Origin of the sequence: Streptomyces tyrfis (assembly GCF_037034285.1) — a bacterium.
Taxonomy (GTDB): Bacteria; Actinomycetota; Actinomycetes; order Streptomycetales; family Streptomycetaceae; genus Streptomyces.
Genome location: NZ_JBAGJZ010000044.1, coordinates 1 through 25,808 on the forward strand (window position 1 = coordinate 1; position 25,808 = coordinate 25,808).

At 73.4% G+C, this 25,808-nt stretch carries 25 protein-coding genes; 20 read left to right on the forward strand and 5 right to left on the reverse strand.

The annotated features are described in order from the left end of the window. Window positions 1-71: 71 nt before the first annotated feature. The 3 genes from WA762_RS27515 to WA762_RS27525 form a co-directional block, all read right to left on the reverse strand. The gene (locus WA762_RS27515) at window positions 72-605 is read right to left on the reverse strand and encodes an EF-hand domain-containing protein (protein ID WP_335939193.1); all 534 of its coding nucleotides are present in this window, start codon (window positions 603-605) and stop codon (window positions 72-74) included. A 238-nt stretch (window positions 606-843) separates the two neighbouring features. After that, window positions 844-2,184 carry a nucleotide sugar dehydrogenase gene (locus WA762_RS27520; RefSeq protein ID WP_335939195.1) on the reverse strand — a complete coding sequence of 447 codons (1,341 nt, stop codon included), beginning with the start codon at window positions 2,182-2,184 and terminating at the stop codon, window positions 844-846. Beyond that, a complete protein-coding gene (locus WA762_RS27525) occupies window positions 2,184-2,489 on the reverse strand; it encodes a hypothetical protein (protein ID WP_335939196.1) in 306 nt (101 codons plus the stop codon). Before WA762_RS27525 ends, WA762_RS27520 begins: the two co-directional genes overlap by 1 nt. 526 nt (window positions 2,490-3,015) lie before the next feature. Here WA762_RS27525 and WA762_RS27530 point away from each other — a divergent pair. The 3 genes from WA762_RS27530 to WA762_RS27540 all read left to right on the forward strand — a co-directional run bounded on the left by WA762_RS27530 (window position 3,016) and on the right by WA762_RS27540 (window position 5,740). Further along, the gene (locus tag WA762_RS27530; protein ID WP_335939198.1) at window positions 3,016-3,729 is read left to right on the forward strand and encodes a 4'-phosphopantetheinyl transferase family protein; all 714 of its coding nucleotides are present in this window, start codon (window positions 3,016-3,018) and stop codon (window positions 3,727-3,729) included. Between the two features lie 192 nt (window positions 3,730-3,921). Further along, window positions 3,922-5,073, forward strand: coding sequence for a DmpA family aminopeptidase (locus tag WA762_RS27535; RefSeq protein ID WP_443080691.1), 1,152 nt, complete (start codon window positions 3,922-3,924; stop codon window positions 5,071-5,073). A 115-nt stretch (window positions 5,074-5,188) separates the two neighbouring features. Continuing rightward, on the forward strand, window positions 5,189-5,740 hold the full coding sequence (locus WA762_RS27540; RefSeq protein WP_335939199.1) for a hypothetical protein: 552 nt from the start codon (window positions 5,189-5,191) through the stop codon (window positions 5,738-5,740). Between the two features lie 175 nt (window positions 5,741-5,915). Here the strand turns inward: WA762_RS27540 and WA762_RS27545 are convergent, their stop codons facing one another. Both WA762_RS27545 and WA762_RS27550 read right to left on the reverse strand, forming a co-directional pair. Then, window positions 5,916-6,746, reverse strand: a complete 831-nt coding sequence (locus tag WA762_RS27545) for an acyl-CoA thioester hydrolase/BAAT C-terminal domain-containing protein (RefSeq protein ID WP_335939200.1) — start codon at window positions 6,744-6,746, stop codon at window positions 5,916-5,918. Window positions 6,747-6,864: 118 nt separating this feature from the next. Next, complete coding sequence (locus tag WA762_RS27550) at window positions 6,865-7,749, reverse strand: SIS domain-containing protein (protein ID WP_335939202.1); 885 nt, start codon at window positions 7,747-7,749, stop codon at window positions 6,865-6,867. 186 nt (window positions 7,750-7,935) lie between these two features. On the opposite strand from WA762_RS27550, the gene WA762_RS27555 reads away from it, so the two are divergent. The 17 genes from WA762_RS27555 to mmuM all read left to right on the forward strand — a co-directional run bounded on the left by WA762_RS27555 (window position 7,936) and on the right by mmuM (window position 25,774). After that, window positions 7,936-8,739 (forward strand): DeoR/GlpR family DNA-binding transcription regulator, encoded by an 804-nt coding sequence (locus WA762_RS27555; RefSeq protein WP_335939204.1) that lies wholly within the window; start codon window positions 7,936-7,938, stop codon window positions 8,737-8,739. A gap of 565 nt (window positions 8,740-9,304) precedes the next feature. Next, window positions 9,305-10,282, forward strand: a complete 978-nt coding sequence (locus WA762_RS27560) for an ABC transporter permease (RefSeq protein ID WP_335939259.1) — start codon at window positions 9,305-9,307, stop codon at window positions 10,280-10,282. Continuing rightward, on the forward strand, window positions 10,279-11,238 hold the full coding sequence (locus WA762_RS27565; RefSeq protein ID WP_335939205.1) for a carbohydrate ABC transporter permease: 960 nt from the start codon (window positions 10,279-10,281) through the stop codon (window positions 11,236-11,238). Before WA762_RS27560 ends, WA762_RS27565 begins: the two co-directional genes overlap by 4 nt. Window positions 11,239-11,369: 131 nt before the next feature. Beyond that, entirely contained in the window at window positions 11,370-13,010 is a 1,641-nt protein-coding gene (locus tag WA762_RS27570; protein ID WP_335939206.1) for a type 2 periplasmic-binding domain-containing protein, read from the forward strand. 90 nt (window positions 13,011-13,100) lie between these two features. Continuing rightward, window positions 13,101-14,273, forward strand: a complete 1,173-nt coding sequence (locus WA762_RS27575; protein ID WP_335939208.1) for a Gfo/Idh/MocA family protein — start codon at window positions 13,101-13,103, stop codon at window positions 14,271-14,273. A gap of 599 nt (window positions 14,274-14,872) precedes the next feature. Next, the gene (locus WA762_RS27580; protein ID WP_335939209.1) at window positions 14,873-15,874 is read left to right on the forward strand and encodes an MBL fold metallo-hydrolase; all 1,002 of its coding nucleotides are present in this window, start codon (window positions 14,873-14,875) and stop codon (window positions 15,872-15,874) included. Between the two features lie 105 nt (window positions 15,875-15,979). Next, window positions 15,980-17,446 (forward strand): ATP-binding protein, encoded by a 1,467-nt coding sequence (locus WA762_RS27585; RefSeq protein ID WP_335939211.1) that lies wholly within the window; start codon window positions 15,980-15,982, stop codon window positions 17,444-17,446. Next, window positions 17,443-17,868 (forward strand): roadblock/LC7 domain-containing protein, encoded by a 426-nt coding sequence (locus tag WA762_RS27590; RefSeq protein ID WP_335939212.1) that lies wholly within the window; start codon window positions 17,443-17,445, stop codon window positions 17,866-17,868. Before WA762_RS27585 ends, WA762_RS27590 begins: the two co-directional genes overlap by 4 nt. After that, complete coding sequence (locus WA762_RS27595) at window positions 17,865-18,218, forward strand: DUF742 domain-containing protein (RefSeq protein ID WP_335939214.1); 354 nt, start codon at window positions 17,865-17,867, stop codon at window positions 18,216-18,218. Before WA762_RS27590 ends, WA762_RS27595 begins: the two co-directional genes overlap by 4 nt. Further along, the gene (locus WA762_RS27600) at window positions 18,196-18,810 is read left to right on the forward strand and encodes a GTP-binding protein (RefSeq protein WP_335939216.1); all 615 of its coding nucleotides are present in this window, start codon (window positions 18,196-18,198) and stop codon (window positions 18,808-18,810) included. Before WA762_RS27595 ends, WA762_RS27600 begins: the two co-directional genes overlap by 23 nt. Beyond that, window positions 18,807-20,105, forward strand: coding sequence for a cytochrome P450 (locus WA762_RS27605; protein ID WP_335939218.1), 1,299 nt, complete (start codon window positions 18,807-18,809; stop codon window positions 20,103-20,105). Before WA762_RS27600 ends, WA762_RS27605 begins: the two co-directional genes overlap by 4 nt. Before the next feature lie 104 nt (window positions 20,106-20,209). Further along, complete coding sequence (locus tag WA762_RS27610; RefSeq protein WP_335939220.1) at window positions 20,210-20,611, forward strand: cell division protein SepF; 402 nt, start codon at window positions 20,210-20,212, stop codon at window positions 20,609-20,611. Between the two features lie 765 nt (window positions 20,612-21,376). Beyond that, the gene (locus WA762_RS27615) at window positions 21,377-22,552 is read left to right on the forward strand and encodes an AAA family ATPase (protein WP_443080694.1); all 1,176 of its coding nucleotides are present in this window, start codon (window positions 21,377-21,379) and stop codon (window positions 22,550-22,552) included. A 2-nt stretch (window positions 22,553-22,554) separates the two neighbouring features. Beyond that, a complete protein-coding gene (locus WA762_RS27620; protein WP_335939222.1) occupies window positions 22,555-22,926 on the forward strand; it encodes a nucleotide pyrophosphohydrolase in 372 nt (123 codons plus the stop codon). 124 nt (window positions 22,927-23,050) lie between these two features. Beyond that, entirely contained in the window at window positions 23,051-23,629 is a 579-nt protein-coding gene (locus WA762_RS27625) for a DUF6099 family protein (protein ID WP_335939224.1), read from the forward strand. Window positions 23,630-23,773: 144 nt separating this feature from the next. Beyond that, window positions 23,774-24,697: an LLM class F420-dependent oxidoreductase gene (locus WA762_RS27630; RefSeq protein WP_335939226.1), complete on the forward strand. Its 924-nt coding sequence runs from the start codon at window positions 23,774-23,776 to the stop codon at window positions 24,695-24,697. 60 nt (window positions 24,698-24,757) lie between these two features. Beyond that, complete coding sequence (mmuM, locus tag WA762_RS27635) at window positions 24,758-25,774, forward strand: homocysteine S-methyltransferase (RefSeq protein WP_335939228.1); 1,017 nt, start codon at window positions 24,758-24,760, stop codon at window positions 25,772-25,774. Window positions 25,775-25,808 lie beyond the last annotated feature (34 nt).

Sequence of the window (25,808 nt, forward strand, 5' to 3'; positions counted from 1 at the left end):
GGGCTGCGCGGCCCGGGCGGGGGCGGGGCCGGCGGGGGGTGTCGGGCCACGGCCCCGGCCTTGTGCCGTGCTCAGCCCAGCAGCTCGACGTCGAGACGCCCGTAGTGGTACTCACGCACCACACGCAGCAGCTCGTCCTCGCTCAGCTGCCCGTCGCCGTTCTCGTCGATCTTCTGGAAGGCCTCCGCGGCGGTGGTACGCGGCAGACCGATCGCGCTCAGCCACGTCTCGAACTCGGAGGCGTCGAGGGTCCCGTTGCCGTCGCTGTCCGAGAGGGTGACGAGGGCCTTCACCACCGGCGCGAGGGCGCGGCTGAACGCCGCCTCGCCCTCGGTGAACAGCAGCCGCTCGGTGGCCTGCAGGAAGCCCTGCTCCGAGATGCCGGCCTGGGCGTCGCCGCCGGACTGCTCGGCGAGGTGGGTGTAGAGGGCCTCGAAGGCGTCGTGCAGCGCCCGCGCCCCGGGGGAGTCCGGCGCCGCGTCGAACCCGCTGACGATGCGGGCGGCCTCCTGGCGGAAGTCCTCCAGCTCCAGCAGGCCGTTGCCGTCCACGTCCCAGCGGGCGAAACGCTTGCGCAGCCGGTCCTTGGCCAGGGCATTGCTCATGATGTGCTCCTTACTCATGGTGTTTCTCGATATCCGCGACGCCGCGACGAGCAGGCCGCGACGCCTCGGTGAAGAACCGGGCCCCGAAGCCCCCGTGCGACGGGGGTGAACGGAACCCGGCCGCGCACGCCGGACCGGCGTGCGAGCACGGGGGCCACCGCCCGGTACGCGGGCGGGGCACGGAAAACGGGGAGCCGACGAGGCGCGGGGGTGAGGACGCGAGGGCGGCGGGGCCCGCTCAGAGCGGGGTGATGTGCCGTCCGACGAGCGTCCCCCGGGTGTCGAGCACGGGGCGGCCGCAGCGGCCCAGTGTGTGCGGGGCGTAGCAGGAATGGGGTTGGAGGAGGACGACGAGGTCGGCCGTGTCCAGCGCCGCCTCCAGGTCGGTCGCCCGGGGCAGCGAGTCGCCGTGCACCGGGAAGTCCGCCACGTACGGGTCGTGGTAGCTCACCTGGGCCCCGGCCTCCAGCAGCCGGGCCGCGACGGCCCGGGCCGGCGTCTCGCGGGTGTCGGCCACGTCCGGTTTGTAGGTGACGCCCAGGAGCAGCACCCGCGCCCCCTCGGCCTTGACGCCGTGCGCGTCGAGCAGCTCCAGCGCCCGCCCGGCGACATGTCCCGGCATCGCGTCGAGCACGTCCCGCGCGGCGTCGAGCAGCCGGAAGGAGAAGCCCTGACGCTCGGCCTCGACGGCGAGATAGCGCGGATCCACGGGGATGCAGTGACCGCCCACCCCCGGCCCGGGCGTGAAGCGGCCGAAGCCGAAGGGTTTCGTCCCGGCGCAGTGCAGAACGTCCCAGACGTCGATTCCGGCGCGGTGGCAGTAGAGCGCCACCTCGTCGATCAGAGCGATATTGACATAGCGATAGGTGTTCTCCAGGAGCTTGGCCATCTCCGCCTCTCGCACGCCTTTCGCCAGGACGAGATGGCGGACAAATGCGGAATAGAAGGAGACCGCGCGTCTCGCGCATTCCGGAGTGTGCCCGCCGATGATTTTCGGCGTGTTCTCCACCCCCCATTCCCGATTGCCGGGATCGATGCGCTGAGGGGAATATGCGAGTGGGAAATCCCGGCCCGCGACCAGCCCGCTCCCTTTCTCCAGCAGCGGTTTGACGATGCCGTCCGTGGTGCCCGGATGGCTCGTCGACTCCAGGACCACCAGGGTCCCGGGGGCGAGGGCGCGGGCCACCTCCGCGGTGGCCGCCTCGATCGCGGAGAGGTCCGGACCGCCGTCCGGGGTGAGCCCGGTGGGCACGCAGATCACCACCGTGCGCGCGCCGCGCAGGACGGCGGGGTCGGCCGTGGCGCGGAAGCCGCGCTCCAGCATCCCCGCGACCTCCTCGTCCGAGACCCCGCCGACGTGCGAACGCCCGGCTTCCAGACCGGACACCACCGGGGCGGCGACGTCCATTCCGACGGTCCGGACCCCCGCGGCGCAGGCGGCGCGGGCGAGCGGCAGCCCGACGTGTCCCAGCCCGACGACCACCAGCTCGGCGGGCCGGTCGTCCGCCCCCGGCGACGGCGTCTGCCGGGGCAGCCGCGCCGCGGCGCCCACCGGGCCCCCGTAGGGCGCTTCCCCCATCAGACGGAGAAGCTGCCGCTGCCGGGCGCGACATGCGCGCCGTGCCCGGGCTGCACGACCAGCCCGGGGGTGAGGCAGAACGGGTCCCCGTACACCGTCACCGGGCGGTCGCTCCGATTCACCAGGACATGGGAATCGGCCGGGAGCTTCCGGCAGCCCGCGGGATTCTCGTACACCGTGACCGGAGAGACCTCGGTACGGAAGACGACGACGTCACCGCTGCCCGAGTCGGCATAAGCCCCCGGCGCGCATACGGAAAGCGCCCCCGCGGCGGCGAGCACGGCTGCGGCCCCGAAACGATGCAATTTCCAACCTCCTGTTAAGCGGTGTGCGCGAAGAATTCGCGGACACTGAATATCTTGGGGCCCTGAGCGGCCCTTCACGGCCACCGCGGGGGATGTACACCCGTATGGGTGACGACGGGGATCGCGGCGGCGGCGCGCGAACGGCCGCCGGAGGCGGGCCGGGCCCCGGCGGCCCGGGTGCCCGCCCCGCGACGAACCCCGGGATGACCTGCGGGCCGGAAGCCGAGCCAAGGGTCTCCGGCGGCCGGCCCGGGTGCGCGGCGGGCGTCAACAGAATGGTTTCCTCTCGCGGACCCGCCGGTGCCGGGCCGTGCGCCCGGGGACCGCGCCGCGCCCCGAGGCCCCGGGCCGTGTCCCGGGAAGCCCGCCGGGGACGGGCGGGCAGCCCGTAGGCTTTGCGGGACACGGCCCGACGTCCGACGGACACGGCCTCGTGTCCAGCTGGAGGGGAAGCGCCGGAACCGGCGCCGGGCGGACGGGCGGTGGGCCCTCCGGCGGCGCGGTGGATGAGGATGAGGGGGAGACCGTGATCGAGAGAATCCTGCCGTCCCGGGTGGTCGTGGAGGAGGCGTTCTCCGATCCGCCCGAGGTCGCGCTCTTCCCCGCCGAGGAGGAGCTGATCCGCAACAGCGTGGAGGTGCGGCGCCGGGAGTTCGGCACCGTGCGGCACTGCGCCCGACGCGCGCTCGGCGCCCTCGGTGTGGCCCCGGCGCCCATCCTCAAGGGCGAGCGCGGCGCGCCGCTGTGGCCGGCCGGGACGGTCGGGAGCATGACCCACTGCGCCGGATACCGGGCCGCCGCGGTGGCGCGCCGGGCGGACGTCCTCACCATCGGCATGGACGCCGAACCGCACGCCGCGCTGCCCGAGGACGTGCTGGAGACCATCGGGCTGGTGACGGAGCGGCAGCGCGACCGCGAGCTGCGCGGCGCGCACCCCGGCGTCTGCTGGGACCGGCTGCTGTTCAGCGCCAAGGAGAGCGTCTACAAGGCGTGGTTCCCGCTCACCCGACGCTGGCTGGGCTTCGAACAGGCCGACATCGTGCTCCGTCCGGACGGCACGTTCCTCGCGGAACTCCTCGTCTCCGAGGCGGAGTCGGCGATCCGGGCGGACGCCCTGCCGGAGACGGCGGCCGCCGGCCCGGCCGGGACCGCGGCGGTGCCCCGGGAGCTGCGGGGCCGCTGGCTGGTCGCCGACGGCCTGCTGGCGACCGCGATCGTCATCGAGAACGGGACGCTCTGAGGGGAGCCCCCGGGCGGGGTCCGCGCGGTTCTGCGGCCGGACCGGCGGACGGGCGCGGCGGCCGGCGTTCCCCGGCCCGCCCGGCGGCGGTCGCGCGCCCTCTCGGGCGGGGGCGGCCGTCGGGCCCGATGCCCGGGGGACGGCGGCCGGACTCTCGTCCGGGAGCGGGGACGACTCGTAGTCTCTGCTCCCATGACACCTGATCACATGAATCCACGTCAGGAGAACGAGGGCCGCATGCGGGCGCGCGAGGCGGGCATTTCGCTGACCGGCGAGCCGGGCCCCTGGAACGCGATCACGGACGTCCCGGGGGTCGAGGTCGGGTACGTCACCCTGATCGAGGGCGAGGACGTGCGCACCGGGGTGACCGCGATCCTGCCGCGCGGCCGGGACGGCGTGGGCGTCCCCTGCGCGGCGGGCTGGCACTCCTTCAACGGCAACGGCGAGATGACCGGTACGGCCTGGATCGAGGAGACGGGACAGCTCGCCGTCCCGGTGGTCGTCACCAACACCTACGCGGTGGGCCCGGTGCACCGGGGCGTCGTCGAGTGGGTGCGGGCCAACCGCCTGGACATGGCGCCGGAATGGCTGCTGCCGGTGGTGACGGAGACCTGGGACGGCCACCTCAACGACATCCACGGTTCCGCGGTGGGCCCGCACCACGCGGCGGCCGCGATCGACGCGGCGGTCTCCGGCCCGGTGGCGGAGGGGTGCGTCGGCGGCGGAACCGGCATGCGCTGCTACGGATTCAAGGGCGGTTCGGGGACCGCCTCGCGGGTGGTCCGCCACGGCGAGGACCGCTACACCGTCGGCGCGTTCGTGCAGGCGAACTTCGGCGCCCGGCGCGAACTGGTGGTGGCCGGGAACCCGGTGGGGCGCTCGCTGCCCGATCCGGCGACGGCTCCCGCCCGGGCTCCGGCGGACGGCGGGGAGCGCCAGGCGCCGCCCGGCGCGGGTTCGGTGATCGTGGTGGTGGCGACCGACGCGCCGCTGCTGCCGGGGCAGTGCAAGGCCCTCGCGCGCCGGGTGACGCTCGGCCTGGCCCGCACCGGGACCACCGGCAGCCACTTCTCCGGGGACCTCTTCCTGGCCTTCTCCACCGCCAACCCGTCCGCGCTGACCAGCACGTTCCCCGAGAACGACGGCAGCGCCCCGTACGAGTCGATGCGCTTCGTCCCGTGGGGGCGGATGGACCCCTTCTACGCCGCGGTGGTCGAATCGGTGGAGGAGGCGGTGCTCAACGTGCTCACCGGCGCGCACTCCATGACCGGCCGCGACGGTCACCACGTCGAGGCGCTTCCGCTGGACCTGGTGACCGGAGCTCCGGCGGACGGCGCGCGCTGAGACCGGCCCCGGGCCCCCGCCGGGGCCCGGCATCCGGGGGAGCCGCCGGGGCGTACGGGGGTCCCGGGGCGGGGGCCGCTGGTCTCGTACAGGTTCGTCGGCCATACTGCCCGCCGTGGAGCAGCGCATAGATCCGAACACTCAGCCCGGGTACGCCGCGGGGACGGACCCGGCGTACATCCCCGGCCTCACGGCGCCCCGCACCGCCGGCACGCCCGAACCGGGCGCGGGGCAAGGGGAACAGGACCCGGCCCAGGACCCGGCGCCCGCCGCGGTCGCCGTCGACGACGCGCCCCCGGCCGACGCGGCGGCGGGCGACGAGGAGGCCCCCGACGACGCGGCCCCGGAGGCCGAGGGGAAGGAGGAGAAGGACCGACGGCCGCAGGACGGCCCGGTGTTCGAGGTGAGCGACCGCCGCGGGGCGATCACCGCGGACCACGAGGGCGTCCGGTTCCGGCTGGACGACCAGGAGGCCGAGTTCGACTGGGACGAGATCGGCGCGGTCGAGGTGAAGACCCCCCGGTTCGGCCGCCGGTTCACCGTCACGGTCCACGTCGAGGCCAACCGGTGGTTCAACGCCGAGGTCGAGGCGCCCGCCAGGGGCGACCTCAAGCAGTGGGCGGAGCGGCTCGACGCGGTGCTCGACGTCTACTTCGAGGAATCCTGATCCTTCGGGCCGGCCCGAGCGCCCACCGGACGCCGGAACGGGGCGCCCGGGCCTGAACCCCGCCCGGCCCCCGGCCCGTCGGGTCCGGGCGGGCAGCCGGAGCACCGTCGGGACCGGGCCCGGCCCCCGCCGGGACCCCGGGCCCGGCGTGACCGGTCCGACGCCGCCCGGCCGCTCACGCCCCGCGGAGCGCGTCGAGCACCAGCGGCCACGCCTTGGCGCCCAGCGCCGCGTCCGCGGCCGGCGAGCCCCCGTAGAGGAAGTGCGGGGACTCGGGCGCCGGGCCCTCGCCGGGGAAGCGCGGGCGGTGGCCGGCGTCGCGGGCGCCGATCAGCCGTACGGGCAGGCCGGCGGCCGCGCGCCGGGCGGCCAGTTCCTCCGCGTAGGGCAGTGAGGGCCACATCGCGTCGTCCCCGCCGGCGACGAGCACCAGGTCGGCCGGCGACTTCTGCACGGCGATCGCCGCCGCCCCGGCGAGGTCGGCGTACGTGCGACGGCTGCGCTCGTACCAGCCCCGGATGGCGACGGGGCCGCCCGGTGGCGGCGCGGGGACCGGGGCCCAGGAGTCGTCGTACGGGACGAACGGCAGCGGCCGGCCCCGCCAGGTCCACGAGGAGCGGTACGGCCGGTCCCGGCCGTCGGCGCCGGGGCCGACGTTGGCCCAGGTCAGCGAGGTGGGCGAGACCGCCACCACGACGTCGATCCCGGGCAGCAGCACGGACAGGTGCAGGGCGGCCTCCGCGCCCTTGGACACGCCGAGGACGCCGATCCGCCGGGCGCCGTGCGCGCGGAGCGCCTCGATCGCGGGGCCGAAGGTCTCCAGCGGCACCTCGCAGACGCCCGGCGGCTGCCCCGATCCGCCGAACCAGCGGAAGGACAGCGCGGTCATGCCCTCCCGGGCGAGGAGCCGGCACCGCTCGTCCTCGACGCGCCCGCTGGACCCGGAGAGCACGAGCACCCCGACGCCGTCGTCCGCCCGCGCGTCCGGGGGCCGGTGCGCGGGCATGGCGAGAAACCCCTCGCGAACGCCCGGGCAGGGCGGTTCGCGAGGGGTTTCTCGGGTGGCCTCCCGCGTGTGCGGGCGCGGGACGCCGAACGTGCGCTCGACGACGGCCACCGGCCGGTCAGGCATCCGTGAGCACGACCGAGCGGGTCAGGTGGCGCGGGCTGTCCGGGTCCAGGCCACGGGCCTCGGCGCGGGCGACCGCCAGGCGCTGCACGCGCACCAGATCCGCCAGCGGGTCCAGGCCGCTCTCCACCCAGCGGGCGCCGGTCGCGCGCAGCTGCTCCGGCAGACCCTCGGGCGCGGTGCCGAACATCCAGGTCGCGGTGGTGTCGGTGGCGATGCTGATGGGACCGTGGCGGTACTCCATCGCCGGGTACGACTCGGTCCAGGAGAGCGACGCCTCCTTCATCTTCAGCGCGGCCTCGTTGGCGAGACCCACCGTCCAGCCCCGGCCGAGGAAGGTGAACTGGGTGCAGTCCAGCAGCCCTTCGGGCAGCGGCTCCGCCAGCGCGGTCTCCGCGTCCCGCACCACGGCGTCGGTGTGCAGCCCGAGATGGGCGCGGAGCAGGGTGAGCGCGGTGGTGGCGAACCGGGTCTGCACCACCGACTTCTCGTCCGCGAAGTCCAGGACGACGACGTCGTCGGCGGCGGACATGACCGGGGTGTCGGGGTCGGCGGTGATGGCCACCGTACGGGTGGCGCCGCCGAGGCGGCCGAGCAGCTCCAGCACCTCGGTCGTGGTGCCCGAGCGGGTGAGCGCGACGACCCGGTCGTAGCCCCGGCCGAAGGGGAACTCCGAGGCGGCGAAGGCGTCGGACTCGCCCTGCCCGGACTCCTCGCGGAGCGCGGCGTACGCCTGCGCCATGTAGAACGAGGTGCCGCAGCCGACGACCGCGATGCGCTCACCGGCGGCGGGCAGAGCGGCCGCCCGGGTCCCCGCCAGATCGGCGGCACGGCGCCAGCACTCCGGCTGGCTGGCTGTCTCGATCTCGACAAATGACACTTTATGCACTCCGAACTTTCGTAGTGGATGCTCGTTTGCGCACGTTATACATGCGGTATGAGCATTATCAAGCATGCTTCTTGCAGGATGCTTGACTGGACAGTGCCTTGTGCGACGCTTGCGCGTGTCCGGTGACCGTACCCAAGGGGATGGGTGCCCGAAGCCCGGCTCGTGAGGAGAGTTCTCTTGTCCAGGGAAGCCCGGTGGAACGCGCTGCTGGAACTCGTCGGTAAGAACGGCCGGGTCGAGGTCGAGGACGCCGCCACCACGCTGGACGTCTCGGCGGCGACCATCCGCCGTGACCTGGACCAGCTGGCCGAGCAGCAGCTGCTGACGCGCACCCGCGGCGGCGCGGTCGCGCACGGGGTGAGTTACGAACTCGCGCTGCGCTACAAGGCCGGCCGGCACGCCCCCGAGAAGCAGGCCATCGGCCGCGCCGTCTCCGAACTGGTGGCGGTGGGCGAGGTGGTGGGGCTGACCGGCGGCACGACCCTGACCGAGGTGGCCCGTTCGCTGGCGGTGCGCTCCGACGTCGTCGGCGACACGGCGGCGGCGGGGATGGGTGGCCAGCCCGCCCTGACCGTGGTCACCAACGCCCTCAACATCGCCCATGAGTTGGTGATCCGGCCGCAGATCAAGATCGTGGTGACCGGCGGCGTGGCCAGGCCGCAGTCGTACGAGCTGACGGGACCGCTGGCCAGCGGTGTGCTGCGGGAGATCACCCTGGACGTCGCCGTGCTGGGGGTCAACGCGATCGACATCGAGCGCGGCGCCTATGTCCACCACGAGGGCGAGGCCAGCATCAACCGGCTGCTCGCGCAGCAGGCGCAGCGCGTGGTGGTGGCGGCCGACTCCTCGAAGATCGGCAAGCGGGCCTTCGCCCGGGTCTGCGACCTCGGGCAGGTCGACTTCCTCGTCACCGACAAGGGGATCGCGCCGGAGGCCGAGGCCCGCTTCGCTGAGGCGGGGGTCACCGTCGTCGCCGTCTGAACCGGACCGCTCGCCCCGACGGCGGGCCGTCACCCGAGAGGGAGCGGCCCGCCGTTCGCATGCGCGGACGGGCGCCCGCGCGACGCGCCCGTGCGCGGCGCGACGGAACCGGCGGAAGGGGGCGATGCGGACGAAGAGGGTGGTGTCGGCCAGGACGGCTGCGTGCGGATGTCGTTTGAAGTATCTGTTGACGCATCAGCAAGCGTGCGGTGTCGCCCTGGTAAGCCTCCGAGCTGCTCGTCCGTGCGCCCTCCGGGGCATGCGCGAGCCCTTCGGGTGCCTCTTCTGCGCCCTATGTCGGGTCATGGGCGGTAGCCCGGGGAGCGTGTGAGTCTCGTAGAAACTTTTTCTGTGTCAATAGATGTTCGTTACCACTGCGAAATGAACAACTCTTGCCATCGGGGTGCGGCGTCGTGAACTATGTGGCTGTCGCCGCGAAGGGGCGCCGGTCGCACCCGCGGTGGTGCGGGCCGCCTCCGTGCCTGCGGGACACTCCCTCGCTCCAACAGCCCTGGAGGTGCCTGTGACGACGGCGGATGCGCCGGTCTCGGCCGTGCGGTCTCCCGTGCCGCGGCCCCATGACCCCGACGACGCGGACGGCGGCCCCGCCGGGAAGAAGCGCGGAGGCATACGGACACGGCAGCCGCTCCGGCGCCGTCTCCGGCGGGACAAGACGCTGCTGCTGCTCTGCCTGCCGGGGGTCCTGTACTTCCTGCTCTTCTTCTATCTCCCGCTCGCGGGCAACGTCATCGCCTTCCAGGACTACCAGCCGTTCCTGGGATTCAAGGAGAGCCCGTTCGTCGGCCTCGCGAACTTCACCGCGCTGCTCGCCGAACCGGACTTCTGGAGCGCGGTCTCCAACACCCTCCAGATCACCGCGATCCAGCTGCTGCTCTACTTCCCGGCGCCGATCGCCCTGGCCCTGCTGCTCAACTCGCTGATCAGCGAGAAGATCAAGCGGTTCATCCAGACCGTGGTGTACCTGCCGCACTTCCTGTCGTGGGTCGTCGTGGTCGCGATGTTCAAGCAGGTGCTCGGAGGCGCCGGCTCGGTCACCACGTTCCTGATGGAGCACGGCATCACCATCGGCAACGTGATGACCAACCCCGACACCTTCAAGCTGCTGATCACCACCCAGGCCATCTGGAAGGACTGCGGCTGGGGCACGATCATCTTCCTGGCGTCCATCGCCTCGATCGACACCGGCCAGTACGAGTCCGCCGCCATGGACGGCGCCGGCTGGCTCCGGCGGATCTGGCACATCACCCTGCCGGGCATCCGGCCGGTGATCCTCATGCTGCTGATCCTCCGGCTCGGCGACATCCTCTCGGTCGGCTTCGAGCAGATCATCCTGCAGCGCGACGCCGTCGGCCCGGACGCGTCCGAGGTGATGGACACCTATGTCTACTTCCACGGCGTCATCGACGGCGACTGGGGGATGAGCACGGCCGCGGGTCTCATGAAGGGCGTCATCGGCTTCGCCCTGATCCTCGCCGCCAACAAGCTCGCCCACCGCTTCGGCGAGCAGGGAGTGTACCGATGAGCAGTCAGACCCTCGCCGCACGGCTGCGCGGCGCCCGCCCCGGCCCCCGCGACGGCGGCCGCCGCCGAGCCTCGTCCGGGCGGCCGCCGTGGATGGAGCGGCCGCACTGGTACGGGCAGGGCGCGAAGGCCGCCGCCCTGGTCGTCCTGACCGTGATCGTGCTCTACCCGTTCGTCCTCGCCGTCGGCACCAGCCTCGCCGGGCGCGAGGAGCTCAACGCCAACGGCGGATACGTCCTGGTGCCCAAGCACCCGACGCTGGAGGCGTACCGGGTCATCCTGTCCGGCGGCGTCGTCACCCAGGCCGCGCTGGTCTCCATCTGCATCACGCTGATCGGCACGGCGCTGAGCCTGGCCTGCACGGTGATGATCGCCTACGGCACCTCGCGGCCCGGCACCGTCCTCGGCAAGCCGATCCTGCTGCTGGTCCTCGGCACGTTCCTCTTCGCCCCGGGCATCATCCCCACGTACCTGGCCGTCCAGCAGTTCAAGATGCTCGACACCTACGCCGCGCTGATCCTCCCGGTGCTGCTCAACGCGTTCAACATCGTGGTGGTGCGCTCGTTCTTCCAGAGCATTCCCGAGGAGCTGTACGACGCGGCGCGGATCGACGGCGCGGGCGAACTGACGGTCCTCGTGCGGATCGTGATGCCGCTGTCCAAGGCGGTCCTCGCGGTGGTCGGGCTGTTCTACGCGGTCGGGTACTGGAACAGCTTCTTCAACGCGGTGCTCTACCTCAACGACTCCAGCAAGTTCCCCATCCAGGTGATCCTGCGCAGCTACGTCCTCAACGGCCAGAGCATCAACGCGCAGGCCATGGGGGTCCACGCGACGCCGCCCGCGACCTCCCTGCAGATGGCCGTGCTGATCATCGCCATCGTGCCCATCCTCTGCGTCTACCCCTTCCTGCAGAAGTTCTTCGTCAAGGGCGTCCTCACCGGGGCGATCAAGGGCTGATCCGCCCGCGCGCCGACGACCCCGCGGGGCCGGCCGCGCACGACGGACCGGCGGGCCGCCCCTCCGGAGGCCCGCCCGCCCGGCCCGCGCCCCCGCCGCCCCGTACTTCGCACACCTCCTAGGAGCACTCCATGTCCACCAACCTGTCCAGGCGCGGCTTCATGGGCGCGGCCGGGATCGCCGGCCTCACCGCGGCCGGTCTGACCTCCCTGTCCGCGTGCGGCAGCGGCGCCACCGTCAGCAAGGGCGGGGCCAAGGCGTCGGCCAGGCTGAAGCTCCCTGCGTACGTCCCCGCCCGGACCGCCCCCGCCGACCTCGCGGGCAACGCCGCCGGACTGGACGCCACCTATCTGCGTTACCCCAAGCAGCTGACCAGGTCGGTGCCCAAGGCGCCCGGCGACGGCAGCCGCATCACCGCCCTCACCGAGACGTTCACCACCCCCGCCCCGCCGCAGGCCAAGAACGCCTACTGGCAGGAGCTGAACAAGCGGCTGGGGGCGCGGTTCGACATGACGATCGTCGTCGACCAGGGCGTCGACGCCTACCTCACCAAGTTCAACGCCATGATGGCCAGCGGCGACATCCCGGACCTGGTCTGGTTCCCGCCGAACCAGGGCATCCAGCGGGTCCCCGAGCTGCTCGACGCGAAGTTCCACGACCTGACGCCCCATCTGTCCGGCGACGCGGTCAAGAAGTACCCCAACCTGGCGAACCTGCCGACCACCGCGTGGAAGACCGCCGTGATCAACGGCAAGATCCGCGGCGTCACCGTCGCCTACGGCTCCATGGGCCAGGTGTACGTCGTCAACCAGGACTTCTGGAAGCCGGTCGGCGGCGCCGAGTTCACCAGCGCCGAGGACTTCCTCGCCAAGGGCAAGGAGCTCCTCGACGCCAAGCGCAACAAGTACGTCCTGGAACCGGCGTACGTGAACCACGTCGGCATGTTCGGCCAGTGGTTCGGCGCCCCCGCCGGCTGGCGGCTGGAGGGCGGCAAGCTCACCCACATGTACGAGACCGAGGAGTACCAGGAGGCGCTCGCCTTCGGCGTCAAGGTGGCCAAGGCCGGACTCTTCTGGCCCGACCCCAACCTCTCCACCACCATGGAGAAGATGGCGCAGGGCTCGCTGGGCGCCTATGTGCAGTCCTTCCCCAGCTTCCTGGTGGACGCCAAGACGTACGACTTCCCGTTCGGCGTCGTCGTCCCGTTCGCCGCCAGGGCCGGGGCGAAGCCGCGGTACACCATGGGCTACGGCTCGGTCGGCTACACCGCCATCAGCAAGAAGGCCGACGCCAAGCGGGTCGAGATGCTGCTCGGCGTGCTCGATTACCTGGCCGCGCCGTTCGGCACCGAGGAGCGGCTCTTCCTCGACAACGGCGTCGAGGGCACGCACTTCACCCGCACCTCGGCCGGCGACATCGAGCTCACCGCCAAGGGCGAGGCCGAGGCGGTCACCACCGCCATGCCGCTGGCCTTCCTGGCCGCCGGCCCCGAGTACATCTACCTGCCGGGCAAGGCGGACCTGGCCCGCCGGATCCACGGCTGGCAGCAGGAACTGCTCAAGATCAGCCAGTCGAGCCCGGTCAGCGGCCACTTCTCCGACACGTACACCCGCAAGGGCGCCTCGCTCACCACGGCCATGAGCGACGTCCAGAAGGACATCATCGCGGGCCGCAAGCCGCTCTCCGCCTTCAAGGAGGAGCTGCGCACCTGGCGCTCCGGCGGCGGCGACCGGATGCGCGCCGAGTACGAGGCGTCGCTCGCCGGGAAGTAGCCCCGCCCGCACCCCGTCCCGTACGGAACGGACCGCGCCCCGTTCCGTACGGAACCGCCCGCACCACCAGCACAGAGAGAAGGGACCACCGTGTCAGACCTGCGACTCGGCGTCATCGGGCTCGGCCTGCGCCGCTCCATCGCGACGTCCGCCCACCATCCCGGAGAGGGGTCGGCGATCACCGCCGTCTGCGATCTCGACCCCGAGGTGCGACGGCGGGAGGCCGAGCGCTTCGGCGCCGACGTCGCCGTCGAGGACTACCGGCAGCTCCTCGACCGCGACGACCTCGACGCGATCATCGTCGCCACCCCCGACGACACCCACGAGGCCATCGCCGTGGACGTGCTCCGCGCCGGGAAGGCCGTCTTCGTCGAGAAGCCGCTCGGCATCACCGTCGAGAGCTGCGACACCATCCTGCGCACGGCCTACGAGACCGGCACCCGGCTGTACGTCGGACACAACATGCGCCACATGGGCGTCGTGCGGCTCATGCGCGACATCATCGCCCGGGGGGACATCGGGGAGCCCAAGGCCGTCTGGGTGCGGCACTTCGTCGGCTACGGCGGCGACTACTACTTCAAGGACTGGCACGCCGACCGGACCCGCACCACCGGCCTGCTGCTCCAGAAGGCCGCCCACGACATCGACGTCCTGCACTGGCTGGCGGGCGGCTACACCCGCCGCGTCAACGCGCTCGGCGACCTCCTGGTCTACGGCGACCTGCCGCGCCGCGAGCCGGACACCCCTCGTCCGGCGAACTGGCTGCGCGAGTTCGACTGGCCGCCGACGGCCCGCAAGGACCTGCACCACATCGTGGACGTCGAGGACGTCTCGGTGATGAACATGCAGCTCGACAACGGCGTCGTGGCCGCCTACCAGCAGTGCCACTTCACCCCCGACTACTGGCGGAACTACACCGTCATCGGCACCGAGGGCCGGCTGGAGAACTTCGGGGACGGCCCGGGCGACGAGGTCAGGGTGTGGAACTCCGGCCCCAGCGGCTACCGCCGCGACGCCGACATCACCTACCGGGTGCCGGACGCGGGCGGTTCGCACGGCGGCGGCGACACCCGGATCATGGAGGAGTTCTGCCGGTTCGCGCGCGAGGGCGGGGTCACCGACACCTCGCCGGTCGCCGCGCGGATGAGCGTGGCCGCCGGGGTGCTCGCGACCCGGTCCCTGCGCGAGGGCGGGGCGCCCTACGAGGTGCCGGCCCTGGACCCGGAGCTGGTCGCGTACTTCGAGCGCGGTCAGGTCCGCTGAACCGCGCCCGGGCGTCGCGCGGAGTGTTCCGGACGGCTCCGGAGCCCTCCGCGCGGCCCGGAGCCCTCCGCGCGTCCCCGGCCGGTCGGGGAGCGTCCCGGTCCCCGGCGAGGGCGTCGACCGCCTAGGCCGTGTCTGACAAATCCCGCCTGGCGCGCGACGCCCGGCACGCGCACTCGCCGCGTTGTCGGAGTCATCCAAGTACGTCCAGTACGAGGATGATCCTCCGCCTTGCGATTGCACGCACCGGACGCCGCGCGCCCCGCCCTGCGGGCGGACGGCGCTATTTGTCAGACACGGCCTAAGGGCCGCCCCGTCGCCGGAGGAGTCGATACGGCCGTTTTCGGCCATGCTCGGTGGGTAATCGATGCCGCCGGGTTTGACGACCGCGCGGCGGTGCCTCGCCGCGATGCGTGAGGGCTCCGGGGGAGTTGGCATCAATCATCCGGTAAGTCCCGTACGGGGATGCGAGGTGTCGGTCTCTCAGGGTCACCGGACCGCCACCGTCGGGGGATGGTGTGATCGATTTCACGCCAATGGAACACATTGATGACTCACTTCGAACGCATGGCCGGATCTCGGTCGGCATAATCGCGTCCATGTCGATCACGGGTGGAGACGTCGTTGATCTCGGGCGGGGCCTGTACGCATGGCTGCCGCCGAAGCGGGGCTGGGGGCTGGCCAACTGCGGCCTGCTCGTCTCGCCCCGCGGCGCGCTCTGGATCGACACCCCGTACGACACGGTGCTGGCCGGTCAGTTCCTGGCCGAGTCGACCAAGCGGCTGCCCGACGGGGTCTCCGTCGACCGGGTGATCGTCACCCATGCGAACGGGGACCACTTCTGGGGCGCCGGAGTGCTCCCGGACGCGGAGATCATCGCGACCCGCGAGGCCCGCGAGCACATCCACTACGAGCCCACCCCGCAGCAGCAGCACGCGCTCGTCGCCTCCGGGGACCGGGGGTCCCCGCTCGGGGCCTACCTCGCCCGCCACTTCGGGCCGTTCGACTGGTCGGACGCCGACCCCGTGCGCCCGACCACCTACTTCACCGGCGAGCTCGAACTGACCCTGGGGGACTACCCGGTCCGGCTCACCTCGCTGGCCCCTGCCCACACCACCGGCGACCTGCTGGTCCATCTGCCCGCGCAGAGCGCCGTGTTCAGCGGGGACGTCATCTTCTCCTCGACCGCCGCCCGGCCCGGCGACCACCCGGTGCACTGGGCCGGCCCGCTCGACAACGTGATCGCGGCCTGCGAGCGGGTCCTCGCCACCGGCGCCGAGACCGTGGTGCCCGGACACGGACCGGTGCTGGACCGCGCCGGGGTGCGCGACCACATCGTGTACCTGGAGTACGTGCGCGAGCGCGCCCACGCCTTCCACGCCGCGGGCGTCCCCGCGATCGAGGCGGCCCGCCGGGTCATCGCCGAGGGACGCTACCCGGAACTCGGGCTCCCGGAGCGTCTGGTGGTGACCATCGGCAGCGAGTACCGGCAGCTCGACGGCTCCGAACTGCCCGGCGTGCTCCAGGTCATGACCGACGTGGCCGTCGTCGCCCAGGAGGCGGAGCGGTCCCACGACGAGGCGGGCACGGCGGAACGATGAACGGAGCCGCCGCTTCCGCCGCAGCCCGGACCGGGCCGGGCGCCCGGCCCGGCCGAAGACCCCGGTGGCCGAAGTCCGGTCCGACCACGGAGGAGTGGTGACGGCATGGGATGGATCGTCGCGTTGATCGCCGCCGCCGTCGCCGTGGCGGCGGCCGTCCGCACGCAGAACACGGCGCGCGCGGAGCAACTGGCGCTGACCCGCGCCGAGCTGGCCGAACGGCAGGCGAAGTCCGCCGAGGCCCGCGCCGCCGCCCTCACCGAGGAGATCCGGCAGCTGGCCCGCCGGCGCATACCCGCCGCCGCGCTGGCGCTCTCGCACCCCACCGCGCCCGTCCCCGGGCTGCGGCAACCGGCCGGGATCGACGGCGAGGCGGCCCGGCTGCTCGCCGAGGCGGTGCAGGCCGCCCGCACCGCGGTCGTCGAGGAGCGCGGACGCGTCGACGCCGCCGCCCGCGCCGCGATGCGCGGCACCTCCGCGAAGATCCAGTCCCTGCTCAACCAGTCCCAGCAGCTGCTCCACGAACTCCAGCACGAGTACGACGACCCGCGGATCCTGCAACTCGACTTCCGCAACGAACTGGCCCTGCGCCGCACCCAGGCCACCGCCGTGCTCTGCGACGCCTGGCCGGGGCTGGCCCGCCAGAACTCGCCGCTGGTCGAGATCGTGCTCGGCGCCCAGTCCCGGGTCGCCGGCTACGAACGGATCAAGGTCGCCAACCACCTCCGGGACGAACGGCTCGCGCTCGTCGCCCGGGCCGCCGAACCGCTCGCCATCGCCCTCGCCGAACTGCTGGCCAACGCCACGGCGTACTCGCACCCCGCGACGGACGTCCAGGTGACCGTCCAGCAGAGCGGCGGGCGCGGGGCCTTCCTGGTCGTCGACGACGGCGGCATCGGCATGGACGACGACCAGCTGGAGCGGGCCCGCGGGCTGCTGGCAGGCCGGTCCGAGGTGCTGCTGACCGAGCTGGGCGACCCGCCCCGGACCGGCTTCGCCGTCGTGGGCCGGCTGGTCGCGCAGTACGGCTTCGCCTGCCACATCGAGGCGTCGCCGTTCGGCGGCATGCGCACGATGCTGCGCGTCCCGGCCCATCTGCTGACCGTCCTGGAGGACGACCACACCCTGTCCGCGCTGGCCCCGGCGCCGGTCCGGAAGGCCGGCCCGGCCGCGGGCGCCGCCCCGGCGTCCGGCCCGGCGCCCGCGTCCGGGACCGCCCCCGCCGAGCCCGCCGCCCCCGCCGCCGAGCGGGCGCCCTTCGCCGCCGCGTCCGCCGGGCCCGGGACCTCCGCCGCGGAGCCGCCCATCGCGCTCCCCACCCGCCGCCGGCGGTCGCCCCGCCCCGCCCCGACCCGCTCCCCGGCGGGCGCCGCCGCGGACCGCGAGCCGGTGTCCCGTACACCGGAGCAGGCGGGGGCTTCCTGGGCGGCACTCCAGCAGGGCACCCTCAACGGCAGGGGATCGGCAGGGCCGTCCGCCGCCGCACCGGCGCCGGACGCACCCGGCCGCCCCGCCCGCCATGACGGCCCCGGCCGCCAGAACCACCAGGACGACCAAGGAGACAAGACGTGAGCGCCCCCACCCCGACCTCCGGTGACCTCGCATGGGTGCTGACCCCCCTGCTGGAACTCCCCGGAGTCCAGCACGCCGTGGTCGCCACCGGTGACGGCCTCGTCGAGGGCGCGTCGCCCGGCCTGGACCGCGCCTCGGGCGAGCGGGTCGCCGCCATGACCGCCACCCTGCACGCCGCGGCCCGCGCGTTCACCACGGCCTTCACCGACGTCGAGTCCCCGCGCCTGGCGCAGACGGTCGTCGAGTCCGACCTGGGCTTCGCCATCGTCGTGCCGGCGGGGAACAACACCACCCTGGCCCTCTTCGCGGAGCCCGGGGCCAAACTCGGCGACATCGCCTATCAGATGCAGGTGCAGGTCACCGCCCTGACCCGGGCGATGAACGCGCCCGCCCGCCGACCGGACACCGCCGACCGGCCATGACCGCCGGTCGAGGACGTCGCCTGATCCCCGCCTACCTGGTCACCGGCGGCCGCACCCGGCCCGCCGGGCCCCCGCTCGACCGGCTCGCCGTACTCGTGCGCACCGACACCGAGCTGCCCCCGGAGACCGGATCCGAGCAGCGCCGGCTGTGCGAGCTGCTCGAACCGGGCGCGCTCACCGTCGTCGAATGCGCCGCCCACCTGGAACTGCCGGTCAGCGCCACCGTCTTCCTGGCCACGGACCTCGCGGCCGCCGGACATCTGCACACCCGACCGCCCATCCCCAGTGCCGGGGAGATCGACCGGTCGCTCGTCGAGAGGCTGCTCGTTGGACTCCGCTCCCTCCACTGACCGCGGCGGCGTCGGCTACCTGCCGTCCGCCGCCAGGACCCTGATGAAGATCGTCGTCACGGGCCCGTTCGGCGTGGGCAAGACCACGCTGATCCGCACGCTGTCGGAGATCGCCACGCTCCACACCGAAGAGGCGATGACCCAGTCCAGCACCCCGTTCGACGACACCGCGGGGCTGCCGGACAAGACGACCACCACCGTGGCCGTCGACTTCGGCCGGCTCACCGTTCTCGACGACCTGGTGCTCTATCTGTTCGGCACCCCCGGCCAGCAGCGGTTCTTCCCGCTCTGGGAGGACATCGCGCGCGGCGCGCTCGGCGCCCTGGTGCTCGTCGACACGCGTCGGCTCGCGGACTCCTTCGCGGTCATGGACATGGTCGAGGAGCAGGGACTGCCGTACGCCGTCGCCGTCAACCGCTTCCCCGACGCCCCCGCCCACAGCGACGAGGTGCTGCGCAAGCACCTCGATCTCGCCCCCGAGACCCCGCTGGTGCAGTGCGACGCCCGCGAACGCCGCGGCAGCATCGACGCGCTGATCGCGCTCGCCGAGCACGTGCTGACCAGGCTGCCCCGGCCCGAGGACCCGTCATGACACCGTTCGCCCGGCCGCCGCGGCCGCTCGCGCTCTACGGCCCGGACTTCGCCGCCGACCCGCGGGGCCACTACCGGCGGTTGCGCGCGCACGGCCCCCTCGCCCCCGTCCGGATCGCCCCCGGCATCGACGCCCTCCTGGTCACCGACTACCAGGCCGCCGTCGACCTGCTGCGCGACACCCACACCTTCACCAAGGACCCGCGCGCCTGGCAGGCCACCGTCCCCGAGGACTCCCCGGTCCTGCCGATGCTCGGCTACCGCCCCACCGCGCTGTTCAGCGACGGCGCCGTCCACGCCCGCTACCGCGAGGCCATCAACGACGGCCTCGCCCTGATCGAGCCGCACATCCTGCGGGCCGAGGTCGCCCGGGTCGCCCGGCGGCTGATCGGCGGCTTCGCCGCCACCGGCAGCGCCGACCTGATCGCCCAGTACGCCCGACGGCTCCCGCTGCACGTCTTCGTCACCTGGTTCGGCGTCTCGCCGGACGACGGCGAACGCGTCGTCAACGGCATCGCCGGCATGTTCAACTCCGCCGAGAACGCCGCCACCGCGTACGCCGACCTCGTGCGGGTCGTCACCGATCTGGTCGCCGCCCGGCGCGCCCGGCCGGGCCGCGACCTGACCTCCTATCTGCTCGCCCATCCGGCGGGCCTCGACAACGACGAGACCGTGCGCCAGATCACCCTGCTCATGAGCGCCGGCCACGACCCGACGACCAATCTGATCGGCAACGCCCTGCTCCACATGCTCACCGACGCCCGCTACGCGGGCTCGCTGCACGGCGGCGCGATGACCGCGCACGAGGCGATCGACGAGGTCCTCTGGCACGACCCGCCGCTGGCCAACCTGTCGGCCCACTACCCCCGCCACGACACGGAGTTCCACGGCGTCCGGCTGCGCGCCGGGCAGCTGATCCTGGTCTCCTACGCCGCCGCCAACGCGCAGTCGGAGGAATCCGGCCTCCCGGGCCCCGCCGCCCGTTCCGGTTCCAGCGCCCACCTGGCCTGGTCGGCCGGTCCGCACCGCTGCCCTGCGAAGCAGCCGGCGCTGCTCATCACGATGACCGCGATCGAGCAGCTCACCAGTCAGCTGTGCGACATCGGACTGAGCGTGCCGGTCGAGGGACTGATGTGGCGTCCGGGCCCGTTCCACCGCGCTCTGGTCCGGCTTCCGGTACGTTTCACCCCGGTCGACATGAACGCGGCCCCGGGCCCGGCGGACGCGGGTCCGGGCCCCGGCGGCGTCGGCGACCCGGCTCAGGAGGCTCCGGCGGTGGAGTCGATCGGCCCCTGAACCGTGTCGGTAGTACGCCGAACGGGTGAGGGACGAGAGAATTGCCCGATGAACAGCGAGCGCAGCGGGCGCAACGCCGACCGAAGCACAGACGGGGTGGTCCGGTGAGCAGGTATGACAGGTACGACGACGTCACGGACGAGCAGTGGGAGGGGCTTGCCCAGGTCGTGCCTCTGCGCAGTCGCAACGAGTGGCCCTCGCGGGTCGACCACCGGACGGTCCCCGACGAGCCCGCGGAGGCCGAGCAGCGGCGCCTCGTGGTGATCCGGGTCCAGGTGTTCGCGGACGCCCGCGAGGTGGCGGAGTACCTGGTCGGGCAGGTTCCGGTGCTGCTCGACCTGACCAGCGCCGACGCGGATGTGGCCAAGCGCATCCTGGACTTCACCAGCGGAGTCGTCTTCGGTCTCGGCAGCGGGATGCACCGGGTCGACCGGAACGTCTTCCTGCTGTCACCGGCCGGCATGGAGGTCGAGGGCGTCACGGCGGCGGGCCTCCCCGGTTCGTGACCGCCGTCCGGCCGGGCCTCCCCGGCCGGTAGCCGCTGCCCGCCGCTCCGTCGGGCCGCGTGCTGCCCGCCGCCTGCCGCAGGCCGGGCGCGGGAGAGGGCGCCGGGCGTGGGTCGCGCCCCGTGCGGACGGATGCCGCGACGGGCGGGCGGACAGGGGGCGGGCGGGGGAGGGGCCTTACCCGATCGAGCGATGAGCGACCGTGCGAGGTTGCCGCGTGCGATGTAACCCGATCGTGGGAAGGCCGAGCAGGCGGAACGGTTCTCCTTTTGACGGTCTGCGTACCGTCCGCCCATGACTGCACTCCGCCCGGGGGCCGCCGCCCCGCCGGTCCCCTCCGGTACGCCGATGCCCGCCGCCGCTGCCGCCGGGAGCGCCCACGGAGCCTGCGGCGTCCGGGCCGCCGGTGACACGCCCCGGCACGACGCCCCGTGTGCCGCCGCCGCCCCGGGAGCGCCGGGCGCGGCGAGCTCCGGCTTCCGGGACGGCGTCGCCGAGGGGCGCGGCCTTGACGGCGACGACGACGGCGACCGCGGCCTCGACGGCGACCGGGGCGGTCGTGGCGTTGACGGCGGCGGAGGCGGTCATGGCGTTGACGGGGCCGGCGCGTCCGACGCGGCGGCGGGGGCCGGTGGGGGGAGCGCGACCGCCGGCGCCGGTGACCGCGCCGGGGGTGCGGGGCCGGACGCGGGCGCGAGCGCCTCGCGTCCCGCCGGGGTCGTCGGGGCCGCCGGTCTCAGGGCATCCGCCCGCCTCGCGGGACCCGTGCGCCGTGCCACCGGCCCTCTCCGTCCCCTGGGGCCGGTCCGGCCCACCGGATTCGTGCGCTCCGCCGGACCGGTGGTCACCGAGCTGCGACTGTCCGCCTTCGCCTCGCACCGAGGCGCGACCTTCCCCATCGGCCCGGTCACGCTCTTCACCGGCCCCGGCGGCAGCGGCAAGTCCAGCGTGCTGCGCGCGTACGAGGCGCTGGCCCGGCTGGGCGGCGGGGAGCGGCTCGACCAGGTGTTCCCGGACCCGGCGGCCTGCGTGCCGGAGCGGTCGGCGGCCGATCCGCAGGGCCGGCGGGGGTTCCGCATCGGCTGCACCACGGACGGACCGGCGGGACCGGTGCGGCTCGACGTCGCCGTCCAGGCGGAGCCCACCCTCCGTATCGTCGGTGAACGCCTCACCGGCGGCGGCGAGACACTGCTCACCACCGCGTTGCGCGACCCGGGCCGCTCGGCGGTCCAGGCGGCCTGGCACACGGCCGGCACGGTCCCGGTCACGCGCGCGCCGCTGCCCGACGACCGGCTCGGAACGGCCCTGCTGCCGCTGCGGGTGGCGGGCGGGACCGAGGGACAGCTGCGGGTCCTGGCCGCGGCGGAACAGACGGTCGTCGCCCTCAGATCGGTCTTCCCCTGCGAACCGCGGCCGTCGCGGATGCGTGCCCCGGTCCCGGCGGACGACGACCGGCTTCGCCGGAGCTGCGACAACCTCGCCGCCGTGCTGGAACGCGCGCGCACGCGGTGCGCGCGACGCCATGCCCGGCTGGTCGCGGCGGCACGCGTCGGCTTCGCGCGGCCGGTCACGGCGCTGGGCGCCGAGAAGCTGGCGAACGGGCTGCTGCGCGCGACCGTCGGCCGCGACGAGGGGCGCGCCACACCCCTCGGCCGGCTCGGTGACAGCGAACTGCGCTATCTCGCCCATGCGTTGGTGCTGCTCGTCGGCCCCGGGGTGCTGGCGCTGGACGCCGCGGGGGAGGTGCCGACGGCCCTGCAGACGCTCACCGTGCTGGCCGACGGCTTCGACCGCGACCTGGACGGACGGCAGTTGCGCGCCCTGCTGGACCTCGCCGTGTCGGCGGGGGCGGGCGGGCACATCGGGCTGGTCGGCACGGTCTCGGAACGGGGCGCGGCCGGGGCCCGGGAGACGGCCGGCGTGACGGTGGTAGACCTGTAACGGTGACAGCGGAACTTGATGTACGAGCCCTGCAGCGACGACTGGCCGCGTTCGCGGCGGCGCGGGACTGGGAGCAGTACCACAACCCGAAGAACCTCGCGATCGCGCTGAGCGTCGAGGCGTCCGAACTGATGGAGATCTTCCAGTGGCTGACGCCGGAGGAGTCGGCGCGGGTGATGGAGAGCCCCGGCACGGCACACCGGGTCGCCGACGAGGTCGCCGATGTTCTCGCGTACCTGCTCCAGTTGTGCGAGGTCCTGGGCGTCGACGCGCTGACGGCGCTGTCGGAGAAGATCGACCGGAATGAGGTCAGATTTCCGGTTCCGGACCGGCCCGGCGGCACCGGATCCCAAGATCGTCACTCTTCGGAGTGATCGACTTATCCACAGTTGAATTCGTGTCCACAGATTTCCGAATTCCCCTGGCTTTTCGGTGCCGGTGCCCTCACTGTGGGTAATGGATGAGTTGAGCGGCTTTTCGTATGGACGGGGGTAACCCATGGAAGCGGAGCGGCTTGTTGGAGTCAGTCGGCGTGCGCTGGCGCAGAGCCGGGGCACGCCGGACATCATCGCCGAGGCGTGGCAGGCCCAGGCGCTCGCCCGGGCGATCGGGAGCCGACTGGCGGCGGAGGGCCCGAAGGAGTTACGGGGCGAGGCGCGCGGCCTCAGTGAGATCGGCGGCAGGAGCGGCGGGCCGCTGGAGCATCCGGCGGCCCGGGTGCAGGTGGCGCGAGCCGCCCAGCTCTCCGGACTGGCCGAGCCCCGGGCGACGTTGACGGTCCTGGGCGTGTTGCTGGGAGAGGTGGGGATGGCCCTGGTCGGGGTGGCCTGCGAGACCGACGAGCAGGCGCTCTACTGGCAGTGCATGGAGGCGATCGACGCGGCCGACGAGTCGATGGACCGGGTGCACGGAATGCTCCGGCGTCTCGACGAACGGGAGCGGGAACGACAACAGGATCTGGAGCGCGGCCGGGAGCGCGACGGCCCGTACAACCCATGCGCCGGTCCGTTCGGCAGGGTCGGCGACGCGTACGGTCCGGTCGGTGGTCCCGCGCCGACGACGACGGGCCGGTCGTGATCACGGGAGCGCGGCGCGAAGCGGCGGCCGGAGACGGGGGCGGTGCCCGGCGGGGGCACGGCGCCGGATCATGCCGTCGGCGGGGCGGGCCGGGCGGGGGAGGCGGAGAGGAATGACCGGCGTCCCGGGGTGCAGGATGGATGCATGGATCTTCGAATCTTCACCGAGCCCCAGCAGGGGGCGAGCTACGACACCCTGCTCACCGTCGCCAAGGCCGCCGAGGACCTCGGCTTCGACGCCTTCTACCGCTCCGACCACTACCTCCGCATGGGGCCCGGCGACGGGCTGCCCGGCCCGACCGACGCGTGGATCACCCTGGCCGGACTGGCGCGCGAGACCAAGCGGATCCGCCTCGGCACGCTGATGACGGCGGGCACGTTCCGGCTGCCCGGTGTGCTGGCCATCCAGGTGGCGCAGGTCGATCAGATGTCGGGCGGGCGCGTGGAGCTCGGCCTCGGCGCCGGATGGTTCGAGGAGGAGCACAAGGCCTACGGCATCCCGTTCCCCAAGGAGAAGTTCGGCAGGCTGGAGGAACAGCTGGAGATCGTCACCGGACTGTGGGCGACCGAGGTCGGTGAGAAGTTCGACTTCGACGGCGCCTACTACCAGTTGACCGACTCGCCCGCACTGCCCAAGCCCGCACAGGCCAAGGTGCCGATCCTGATCGGCGGACACGGGGCCACCCGGACCCCGAGGCTGGCCGCCCGGTACGCGGACGAGTTCAACATCCCCTTCGCGTCGCTGGAGGACAGCGAGAAGCAGTTCGGACGGGTCAGGGAGGCCGCCGGAGCCGCCGGCCGCGCCCCCGACGACCTGGTGTACTCGAACGCCTTGGTCGTCTGCGTCGGCAAGGACGACGCGGAGGTGGCGCGCCGCGCCTCCGCCATCGGCCGCGAGGTGGAGGAGCTGAAGGCGAACGGGCTCGCGGGCTCGCCCGCCGAGGTCGTCGACAAGATCGGCCGGTACCGCGCGATCGGCTCGTCCCGCGTCTACCTCCAGGTCCTGGACCTGGACGACCTGGACCACCTGGAGCTGATCGCGTCCCAGGTCCAGCCGCAGCTCGGCTGAGCGCCCCCGGCGGGCTGCTCGGCGCATGAGGCGGCCCGGGGCACGAGGGAGGTTCGTTCCATGAGAGAGGAATCGGCGGGGCGGGGCGTCGGGCTGGCCGGAGCAGGTCCCGCCGGTGTCCCCGTCCGCCCGTTCGGCCAGGCGCCGGCCCGGGGAGCGGTCCTGCTCGACGGCGGCCTCTCCAATCAACTCGAGGCCCAGGGCTGCGACCTGTCCGACGCCCTGTGGTCGGCCCGGCTGCTGGCGGACGGGCCGGAGCAGATCGTGGCGGCGCACACGGCCTATGTGCGGGCGGGGGCGCAGGTGCTCACCACGGCGAGCTACCAGGCCACCTTCGAGGGCTTCGCGCGGCGCGGGATCGGCCGGGCCGGGGCGGCGGAGCTGCTGGCCCGCAGCGTACGGCTCGCGCGCCGGGCCGCGGCCGGGGCGGAGCGGGAGATCTGGGTCGCCGCCTCCATCGGCCCGTACGGGGCGATGCTGGCGGACGGCAGCGAGTACCGGGGCCGGTACGGGCTGTCCGTCCGGGAGCTGGAACGGTTCCACCGGCCCCGGGTCGAGGCGCTGGCCGCGGCCGGGCCCGATGTCCTGGCACTGGAGACGGTGCCGGACGTCGACGAGGCCGAGGCGATGCTGAGAGCGGTCGAGGGGTGCGGGCTGCCGGTCTGGCTCTCGTACAGCATCGCCGGAGACCGGACCAGGGCGGGCCAGCCGCTGGAGACGGCCTTCGCGCTGGCCGAGGGGAACGACCAGGTGATCGCGGTGGGCGTGAACTGCTGCGATCCGGCGGACGCGGACCGGGCCGTGCCGGTGGCGGCCGGCACTGCGGACAAGCCCGTCGTCGTCTACCCGAACAGCGGCGAGCGGTGGGACGACCGCGCACGGGCCTGGACGGGCGGCGCCACGTTCGATCCGGCGAGGGCGCGGTCCTGGCGGGACGCCGGAGCCCGGCTGGTGGGCGGCTGCTGCCGGGTCGGCCCGGACGCCGTCGAGGAGCTGGCCGGGCTGCTCGGCGCCGGGAGGGAACGCGAGGGAAGCCGCGGCGAAGGGAGGAACGACCAGGAAGGACGGGGGAGATGAAGGTGTTCGAAAATGCTTGGTGGCGGCGGAGCGG

Coding starts and splice junctions, on each gene's coding strand:
- WA762_RS27625 (WP_335939224.1), top strand. CDS start 23,051: ATGGAAGCGGAGCGGCTTGTTGGAGTCAGTCGGCGTGCGCTGGCGCAG.
- WA762_RS27570 (WP_335939206.1), top strand. CDS start 11,370: ATGTCCACCAACCTGTCCAGGCGCGGCTTCATGGGCGCGGCCGGGATC.
- WA762_RS27515 (WP_335939193.1), bottom strand. CDS start 605: ATGAGCAATGCCCTGGCCAAGGACCGGCTGCGCAAGCGTTTCGCCCGC.
- WA762_RS27520 (WP_335939195.1), bottom strand. CDS start 2,184: ATGGGGGAAGCGCCCTACGGGGGCCCGGTGGGCGCCGCGGCGCGGCTG.
- mmuM (WP_335939228.1), top strand. CDS start 24,758: ATGAGAGAGGAATCGGCGGGGCGGGGCGTCGGGCTGGCCGGAGCAGGT.
- WA762_RS27545 (WP_335939200.1), bottom strand. CDS start 6,746: ATGCCCGCGCACCGGCCCCCGGACGCGCGGGCGGACGACGGCGTCGGG.
- WA762_RS27585 (WP_335939211.1), top strand. CDS start 15,980: ATGGGATGGATCGTCGCGTTGATCGCCGCCGCCGTCGCCGTGGCGGCG.
- WA762_RS27630 (WP_335939226.1), top strand. CDS start 23,774: ATGGATCTTCGAATCTTCACCGAGCCCCAGCAGGGGGCGAGCTACGAC.
- WA762_RS27580 (WP_335939209.1), top strand. CDS start 14,873: ATGTCGATCACGGGTGGAGACGTCGTTGATCTCGGGCGGGGCCTGTAC.
- WA762_RS27595 (WP_335939214.1), top strand. CDS start 17,865: ATGACCGCCGGTCGAGGACGTCGCCTGATCCCCGCCTACCTGGTCACC.
- WA762_RS27535 (WP_443080691.1), top strand. CDS start 3,922: ATGACACCTGATCACATGAATCCACGTCAGGAGAACGAGGGCCGCATG.
- WA762_RS27605 (WP_335939218.1), top strand. CDS start 18,807: ATGACACCGTTCGCCCGGCCGCCGCGGCCGCTCGCGCTCTACGGCCCG.
- WA762_RS27565 (WP_335939205.1), top strand. CDS start 10,279: ATGAGCAGTCAGACCCTCGCCGCACGGCTGCGCGGCGCCCGCCCCGGC.